Below are 8,725 nucleotides of genomic sequence, written 5' to 3' on the forward strand. Positions count from 1 at the left end.
GTGCGGCGCGCCCGTTGTCGCAGATGATTGAGCTGTGTTGGCCGGGCGGGAACTATGTGCCGCCGATCCCTCCATAGGGGGTTCGTTCGCTGGCTGCTCAGGTGGGACCGACTTGGGCATTAGGGATCTTCCTCTTCATGTGACCTGTTATCCCCAATGAGATTATTAGGCGGTCGGTCCCTTTTCCAAAGCCTCGCCCGTGATTTAACCTGCCGGAAATAATCGAAGGTGTTGGTGGGTGCCCGGAGCCCTCCGGGAAATGATGATGCCTAATGCTTAGCGACGCTTACGTCGGTCTATTCCTCGAATTTTGCGGAGGTATATGGGGTTCCGAGAAAACTGTGGGGGTATATGGGCGAAAAATGGCCGAAAATTGACCATATCCGCCCGCACTTTTCGCCACCAGGTCGCGTATCCCCCAGCAGTTTTAATTCAACCCGGCGTACGAGTGCAGCCCCGACACCACGAGGTTGATGAAGAACAGGTTGAACACCATAATCCCGAAGGCAACCACGTTGATCCACGCTGCTCGCTGGTCTTTCCACCCCGTCGTAGCCCGGGCATGTAGGTAAGCTGCGTACAGGATCCACGTCACGAAAGACATCGTCTCCTTGGGGTCCCAGTTCCAGAAACGGCCCCACGCCGACTCAGCCCAGATCGCGCCGAAAATCACGCCGAGCCCGAAAATCGGAAACGCCACGACGGCGGTGCGGTATGCCAGCCGGTCGAGCCGCTTAGCGCTCGGCAGTGGCCCCGCGATCTTCCCGACGATGCCGTGCTCTTCCCCCACCGGCTGAAACATTCTCACGATGTACGCCAAGCTACACATTCCGGATATCAGCCCGAAACCAGCACCGATGGACACCGTCGACACGTGAATGGGGAACCAGTATGACTGCAGCGCGGGTACCACCGGTGCCGACGCCGCGTACAGTTTCATCCCGCCGTAGAACAGCAGCGCGACCACTGGGGTCAGCACCCAGGGCCACATGATGCGGTTTTCGCGCTTAGTCAGGACCACCGTCGCGACGATCATCGCGACCAGCGACACCAGGGCGACATATTCGTACAGATTGCCCCACGGGAAGCGGTGCGCCGACAGTCCACGCAGAATGACGCACGCCGCGTGGAACAGCAGTCCGAGGAAAACGACGCCCTGGCCGAACGTACCGAGCCGGTCTACGCTGTCTTGACGAGCGTCGAGCTCAGCTTGGCTCATTATCGGGCGATCGTGGGCAACGCGTCCCCACAATGAGCGGACCCGCGACGAACCACCGCGACTCGACGAATCAGCAGAGGTTGTGGAGGCAACATCATCTGTGCCAGTACCTGCACCCACGCTTACCGACGCAACACCGGATTTCGTCGCACTAGCTCCGACCAGCTCTTTGTCCGAGGCAGCCTGGGCTCCTTGGCCTCCGGACTGGCTTTCCTCACGACGACTGGCGTCCTCGTATGCCTCTTGAAGCATCCGCTCGCGCACGTAGTAGGCCAACATCACGATCAGCCCGATGACGTACACGGCGAAAGCCACTTTGAACGAAAAGTCCGAAAACGAGGCGAGAGTCTTATTAACCGGCATAGTTCTCCTCTTGATCTGTGCCCAGGCTATTCCACGTCACACTTTGGAGCAATAAACACCCCATACTCCCAGGACGTGCGCCACTACTCGTCACTACCAACAGCGACGCTGCGTCCGACTTCTACATCACTGATGACGTCATCAATCGCCATCAATCCTCGTCGTCGTCATATTCATCGTCGTCGTCCGGTTCCTGCAGGATTGCCCGCGCGTACTTGTTGAACTCGCGGCCCCAGCCAGCCCTATCGGTGCGCGCAAGCCCGGCGGTCTCAACAAGCGCGGTGCCGTCGTCTTGCGGGGTGACGCGCACCCACATGCGTCGCCGCTTAATCGACACGGACCCAACCAACCCGGCAAGCATGATGAGCGTGATCCCCAACAGGTAACCCTGCGTTGGATCGTGGCTGACCTGCAGGTTCACGAAAGGCTTCGCGCCGTTGAACGTGATTTCCGTCCCGTCGTTGAGAGTGGTTTTCTCGCCCTTCCGCAGATTCACGCGATCAATTTTCGACAACAGCCCCTGGTGGATCAGGCTCGTATCCAGGGTGAAAATGCTCTGCCCCACGCCGGTGTCCAGCCCGGCATCGCCGCGGAACACGTCGATAGCAACGGCCTCATCGTCCTGGGTGGGGAACCGCGACGCAGACAGCACATTGTTGTTCTCGCCGGTGAACACAGCCGTGGGCGCGTACATACCCTGGATCGCCAGCTGGTTTTTCCTTCGTTCTTGCAGGTCAGGATACATCCCGGCGGGCGGGTCGAACCGCATCGCCCCGGCCGAAAGGAAGTTCGTCATGTCAGTCGGCTGCCACTGGATCTCTCCCGTGCGCGTCTCGCCGTCGGGCCACTTGACCGTAAACGAGGGCGCATAACCATGCCCCTGCAGGTACACGCGGTCGCCCGCGATCCGCAGCGGATGGTTGACCTTCAGCGTGTACTTTGTCCACTCTGACGTGGGCTTATCGACGTCGTCCTTCGTCGCATACCGAATGTCGGACGTGAACATCTTCGCCTGCCCGTTGGACAAATAGTCCGCTTTGAAGTCCTCGACCTGCAGGCAGTACGGGGACAGGCGCGTTCCGTCGACAAGAGCCCCGTGTCGGAACGAGTCAAAATTAGCGACGGCTGAGTTGCAGAACTGCGAGTTCTCGTTGCCGGCGATGACGATGACTTGGCCTTCGTAGTACATCAGGCGACCGGCCGCGATGAAGACCAGCATGACGGTGAGGCCGATGTGGAAAACCAGGTTGCAGAATTCGCGGGCGTATCCGCGCTCCGCGCTGAACGACCAATGCCCGGCGCGGTCTTCGTTTGCCGACGTTTCACGCGTGTGCCATCTCTTGAACAGCGGGGTGATGTGGTCGCGCGCGTAGGTGTCGGTGTCGGAAAAATCGCTGGCAGGGAGGGTGCGGGCGCGGTAGTGAGGCAGCCGGTTGAGATTCTTGGGCGCGCGCACGGGCTGGGAGCGCATCGCTTTGTAGTGCTCCCATGTGCGGGGGATGATGCAGCCGACGAGCGAGATGAACAGCAGGACGTAGATGGCGGTGAACCACGTGGAGGAGAAAACGTCGAAAAGCTGGAGCTTGTCGTAGATCTGCCCGAGCTTGCCGTTGTCGGCGATGTAGGTGTCGACTTTCTCTTGGTTCAGGGAGCGCTGCGGGAGGATGGCCCCGGGGATTGCGCCGAGGGCCAGGAGGAATAGCAAAATCAGCGCGGTCCGCATGCTGGTTAGCCAGCGCCAGGGGATGCGCCACAGTGATGAGAATTGTTTGCGCGCCAAATCGTCTGCCTTTCTTTTGCTATCCGATTATGGTCTATGCGGCAGATCAAGCGTGAAGAGGTCTAGATCGGCGTCACCGTGCTGGTCACTGCCCACTGCCGGATCCACGACACGAACACCGCCCATTGGCCTGTGACCAGGGCAATCCCGACGACGATCAGGGCGACGCCGCCGGCGATCTGAACCCCGCGACTGTGACGACGCAACCACGATACGCTCGCTAATGCTTTGGAGGACCCCAGCGCCACCACGACGAAGGGCAGCCCCAACCCCAAGCAGTAGAAGATAATGAGGATGACTCCGCGCAGGGCCGTCGTCCCCTCCGTTCCGGCAGCGATGCTAATGATCCCGGCGAGGGTGGGGCCTAAGCATGGCGTCCACCCGAGGGCGAACACCGCGCCCAGAAGCGGAGCCCCCATCAACGTGGACCAATGCTTCGGAGCCATGCGGCGCTCGTTCTGCAGGAACGGTATGAACCCCAGGAACACGACGCCCATCACAATGGTGACGACGCCGCCGACACGCTGTAGCAGCTCGTTGTTCATCTGGAGGGCGGAAATAGCGCCGAAGATGGACGCCGTCGCTAAGACGAAAACCACGGTGAAACCAGCGACGAACAGCAGCGCAGCCCCGGCAACGCGGCCACGGTGTGAACGAACTTTTGTCCCCTCAGCTGTGATGTCGCTTTCCGCGCCGACGACGCCGGCGAGGTAGGAAATATAGCCGGGCACGAGCGGAATAACGCATGGGCTCGCGAACGAAACGAGGCCTGCGAGCGCGGCAGCGCCCAACGCGAGGAGCAGCGGACCCGACGCCGCGGTATCCGCAAAGGCGGCACCGATATCAGCGTGAAGCTGGGCGGCATGAACCTGGGCGGGGATCATTATTCCTTCTCCAGGTCGTTCACAACGTCCATGATTTCCTTCGCATTGACCTCGCGAAGGAAGACCGCCGCCGGCCGGTGCTGTTTATCGAGCACAATCGTCGTTGGCACGACGGATGCGGGGATTCCGCCTAGAGAGATAGCGGATTTGAAGGAGGGGTCGTAGATGCTCGGGTAGGTGATGTCGTTATCTTTGACGAAATCCTGTGCGGCCTGCTTGTTGAAATCGCGGACGTTGATCCCGAGAACAGTGCCGGCTGGTCCGCCTTTCGACGTGCCGGAATCATCCGAACCGTCCGCGCCGTTCCCCGGACCTTTCTGCAGGTCATCCTGAATTTCTTGCAGGTCATCGACCTCGGTGCGGCACGGAGCACACCACTGACCCCAGGCGTTCAGCACCACGATCTGATTGTCGAAATCCGACAACTTAATCGTCTTATCCGACTCCATTAACGACGGCCCGGAGAGGTCTCTGACCGGCTTACGATCCTTCTGGTCGTACTTGATGACCAACTGGCCACCCGGGGAGACGAAGCTGAAATTCCCGCCGACGGCGACAGCGTCTTTACCAGCGGTTTCGTCAGAGCCGCAGGCAGTCAGTGTGGTAGCACCCACCGCTGCGACGACGCAAGCCACAAGTGCGGACGCTACAGAGTGACGCGCGGACAGCGCCCAACGATGACGATGCGTCACCTTGCGCGCACGCGCCGAAGTATCACCGTGGGCGCGCACCGATGTATCCACCGATGCGCCACCGTGGGCAGCCACCTTTGGGCTAGCGGATGTCGTCTTCTTCACCACTCACACCACCTCACACTGACTCCGGCCCGTATCGTCAACTTATACGCCACGTGTCGGATTTATACGCCTTGTGCTGGCTCGCTATAGACCAGATCGCTCACCTGAGCACGAACACTCGAGACCGTATCCGCTGCACGAACATCCGACGCCACACCCGACGCGCTCTTCTGCGCGGGGACGTCCACCGCATCGTCGTCGTCGAAAATGAGGCTGGTCACGCTGGCCAGTGAGCACTGGCGAACCGCCGGATTGTGAGCCAACGCCTTGCCCGCGTAATCGCGCTGCACCATGACGATAGGGAGCTGGTGAGAAACCAGCACGGCCTCGTGACCACGCGCCTCTTCACGCGCTCGTCCCACTGCGACCCACATCCTGTCGCAAATGTCCTGGTAGGGCTCGCCCCAACTGGGCTGCATCGGTTCTGTCAGGTGGTGCCACAGTTTGGGGTTCCACAGCTGGGAGCGCCACCCCTTAATCCGGTGCCCTTCGAGCTCATTTCCGGCTTCGATGAGGTCATCGTCGATCGCGATGTCCACACCGGTCACCTTCTGGAAGGGCTCGGCGGTTTCCTGAGCGCGCACCAATGGCGATGCTTTCACCACTGTCACATCGTGATCCGTGAAAGCGCGAGCACACATCGACGCCATCACGCGTCCACGGTCGCTCAAGTGATAGCCGGGTAGGCGGCCATACAGAATGCGATCCGGGTTGAAGACCTCGCCATGACGGACGAGGTGGACAATCGTGGACACGTACTTAGCCCTCCTTGGTGGCCGCTGCAGCCGCCTTCGCGGCAGGACGCAATGCAGATTCAATGCGAGAGAAATCTTCGTCGGTCAACGCCGTAGATACAAACCAGGTCTCAAATGGCGACGGCGCCGTGTACACACCGTTGTCCAACAGCTCGTGGAAGAACGGGGCGTAACGGAACGTGTCCGCGGCTTGCATGTCCGCGAAATTATGCCCCTCACCCTCGGCAAAGCGCACCGACAGGAACGTCGACGCACGCTGGATGTGGTGGGCAACGCCCTCACGTTCCAGAGCCTCGTGCAGCAATTTCTCCAACCGGTCGGCATTCGCGCGGATCGTCTCGTAGCACTTCTCATCGGCCAGGCGTAACGACGCTAACCCAGCGGCCATCGCCACGGGGTTACCCGACAGCGTCCCCGCCTGGTACACAGGCCCCTCCGGCGCAAGGTAGGACATGATGTCGCGTCGGCCACCAAATGCCGCAGCCGGCAGCCCGCCCGACACAACTTTGCCGAAGGTGACGAGGTCGCCTGCCACGCCGTCGACGCCGTACCAGCCCTCATGCGAGGTGCGGAAACCCGTCATGACCTCGTCGAGAATAAGAAGAGCACCATACTCGTGGGCGATTTCCTTGAGCCCAGCATTGAACCCCTCGTGAGGCGCGACGGTCCCCATATTCCCCGCTGCGGCCTCGGCAATCACGCAGGCGATGTCGTCCGGATGCTTCTCGAACACATCACGAACCGCGTCGAGATCGTTGTACGGGACCACGATCGTGTCGCTCTGTGTCACACCTGGTGAATCCGGCAAACCGAAGGTCGCCACGCCACTGCCCGCCGAGACCAGGAGGGAATCGACGTGCCCGTGGTAGCACCCCGCGAACTTCACGACCGTCGACCGGCCCGTGAAACCGCGCGCCAACCGGACCGCGGACATGGTTGCCTCGGTACCGGAGTTGACCATGCGCACTTCGTCCACCGCGGTGCGGCCAATAATCTCCTTAGCCAGGCTGTTTTCCGCAGCAGTGGGCGCTCCGAACGACAGACCCTTCGTCGCAGCTTCCTGGACTGCCTCCACAATCGCGGGATGGGCGTTGCCGTGCAGCATCGGCCCCCAGGATGACACCAAATCCACGTACTCGTTTCCATCGACATCGCGCAGGTGGCTGCCCTTCGCGGAGTCAATGAACAGCGGCGTGCCCCCCACCGAGCCAAATGCGCGCACCGGGGAATTCACACCACCCGGGATCAATTCACGAGCTTGTGAGAACAAATCACTACTACGAGTCATAGTTTTCATGGTAGGGAACTCCGCTGCTAACTGCCCACACTCGTCCGCGGACGACGCCGACTCACGCGAATACCCCGGCCCCCGGTTTGGTTCTTGCCGACGCTTATACGCCATCGCTGCCGCATTCGCGCGGCTATCAGCAGCCTCGTTGAGTTCATGGCCGGCGTGCCCCTTGACCCACCGGAATGTCACCGCAGCCCCGCTCTTCCGACGACGCGTGAGCAGTTCGTCGATCTCCTTGATCTGCTCCACGTTCAGGACGGGTTTCCCGTTCGACTTCTTCCAGCCCTTTTTCTTCCACCCATGGACCCACTTTGTTACCGAGTTAATGACGTATTGGGAGTCGCAGAAAACCTCCAAGCCCTCCGGACGACCATTACTATCGCACACATGTTCGGTAACGCGCAACAATTGACGGACGGCCTCAAGCTCGCCCTTGTTATTCGTCCCCCGTGACCATCCCCCAGCAGCCCAATGGGCGTCGTCAATGTACCAAGCCCACCCCGAAGGGCCTGGATTTCCAATCGCTGATCCGTCAACCGCAGCCGTAATTGTCATGACGCTCAGTGTAAACGGCACCTAGGACATGAACCCATAAGTGCCGTTATTCAGGGCGTTGTCCAGGGACAATGCGGCATTATTTATTGCCGACGTGGCGACGCCAGGTTGCACGCCCCACGCGCCAACCCCAGCCTTACGCCCGCCGCAGCGTCAACGTCCGCATCTCAATCACGGTCGAGCCCAGCAGCATCAACAGCGTGGACACCAACGGGTTAATGATCGACAACGCACCGCCCACCAGCGCGAACGTGTTATACGCACGCGAGAAGTTCATGTTGCCCTTGCCCACGCGCCGGACCTTCGTCGCCAAGTTCACGGCATCAGGAACAGCGCGTACCTCGTCGCGAAGAATAACGACCGACGCATCAACCGTGTCCAGGCAATCGGCAGCACCAACGAGGATTCCGACGTCGGCCACCGCCAGGTACTTCATCAAGTCGCGGTCACCAACGAGGGCAACGCTGTAGCCCTCGCGGTGCATGGACCGCACGGCCGCCCCTTTACGCGATGGTGCGATCCCGGCCAGAACCAGGCTCATGCCTAAACTGTCCGCGGACTTCTTGGCCACCGGGTAGGTATCGCGGGAGAGCATTCCCGTCTCGATGCCCATATCTTCCAGCTGCTCAATGGCCTCGGCGGCGTCGTCCTTGGTCGCGTCGATCACGGTGATCACGCCACGATTCTTGTTCTTCCAGGACACCACCAAGGGGGTCCCACCGGAAATCGCAGCCATCGCAAGGCGATCATCCTTCAGCTCGGACAGATCGCGGGGCCGCCATAGCGCAGCTTTCACGGAACTCATCTCGCCGCGGATCGGAATATCCACGGTGCCGATAAAGGACCCGTTGTCGGTGATCTGCTCGCCCGTCACCTCGATCCAGTGGGGGACGCTGCTCCCCCCGGCCCCCAGGTCACGCGATTCACGGGCGGCTTTCACCAGCGCGCGAGACACGCCATGCTCGCTCTCCATGGCCAGGGCACCCGCCACGCGCAGGATCAAGTCGGCGTTCTCCCCTTCCGCCGCGGTCACGCTCTCCACTTTCATATTTCCGGTGGTCAGCGTGCCCACGCGGTTGAA

General features: G+C 60.8%; 7 protein-coding genes and 1 pseudogene. All 8 read right to left on the bottom strand.

The genetic code is table 11. The features are described from left to right. Positions 1–427: 427 nt before the first annotated feature. Positions 428–1,582: a c-type cytochrome biogenesis protein CcsB gene (gene ccsB, locus Q3981_RS02405; RefSeq protein WP_303123511.1), complete on the bottom strand. Its 1,155-nt coding sequence runs from the start codon at positions 1,580–1,582 to the stop codon at positions 428–430. Between the two features lie 151 nt (positions 1,583–1,733). Beyond that, positions 1,734–3,305 (bottom strand): cytochrome c biogenesis protein ResB, encoded by a 1,572-nt coding sequence (locus Q3981_RS02410; protein ID WP_303123599.1) that lies wholly within the window; start codon positions 3,303–3,305, stop codon positions 1,734–1,736. 119 nt (positions 3,306–3,424) lie between these two features. Beyond that, positions 3,425–4,246 carry a cytochrome c biogenesis CcdA family protein gene (locus Q3981_RS02415; protein ID WP_303123513.1) on the bottom strand — a complete coding sequence of 274 codons (822 nt, stop codon included), beginning with the start codon at positions 4,244–4,246 and terminating at the stop codon, positions 3,425–3,427. Further along, entirely contained in the window at positions 4,246–4,881 is a 636-nt protein-coding gene (locus tag Q3981_RS02420) for a TlpA disulfide reductase family protein (RefSeq protein WP_303123601.1), read from the bottom strand. Before Q3981_RS02420 ends, Q3981_RS02415 begins: the two co-directional genes overlap by 1 nt. Before the next feature lie 224 nt (positions 4,882–5,105). Next, positions 5,106–5,798 (bottom strand): histidine phosphatase family protein, encoded by a 693-nt coding sequence (locus Q3981_RS02425; RefSeq protein ID WP_303123515.1) that lies wholly within the window; start codon positions 5,796–5,798, stop codon positions 5,106–5,108. Positions 5,799–5,802: 4 nt separating this feature from the next. Then, positions 5,803–7,095, bottom strand: coding sequence for a glutamate-1-semialdehyde 2,1-aminomutase (gene hemL, locus Q3981_RS02430; protein ID WP_303123603.1), 1,293 nt, complete (start codon positions 7,093–7,095; stop codon positions 5,803–5,805). A 117-nt stretch (positions 7,096–7,212) separates the two neighbouring features. Next, positions 7,213–7,644, bottom strand: a pseudogene (locus Q3981_RS02435) (RNase H family protein); the annotation flags it as partial. A 136-nt stretch (positions 7,645–7,780) separates the two neighbouring features. Beyond that, on the bottom strand, positions 7,781–8,725 hold a 945-nt coding region (locus Q3981_RS02440), incomplete at its 5' end, for an HAD family hydrolase (RefSeq protein WP_303123517.1).

Origin of the sequence: Corynebacterium sp. (assembly GCF_030530965.1) — a bacterium.
Classification (GTDB): Bacteria; Actinomycetota; Actinomycetes; order Mycobacteriales; family Mycobacteriaceae; genus Corynebacterium.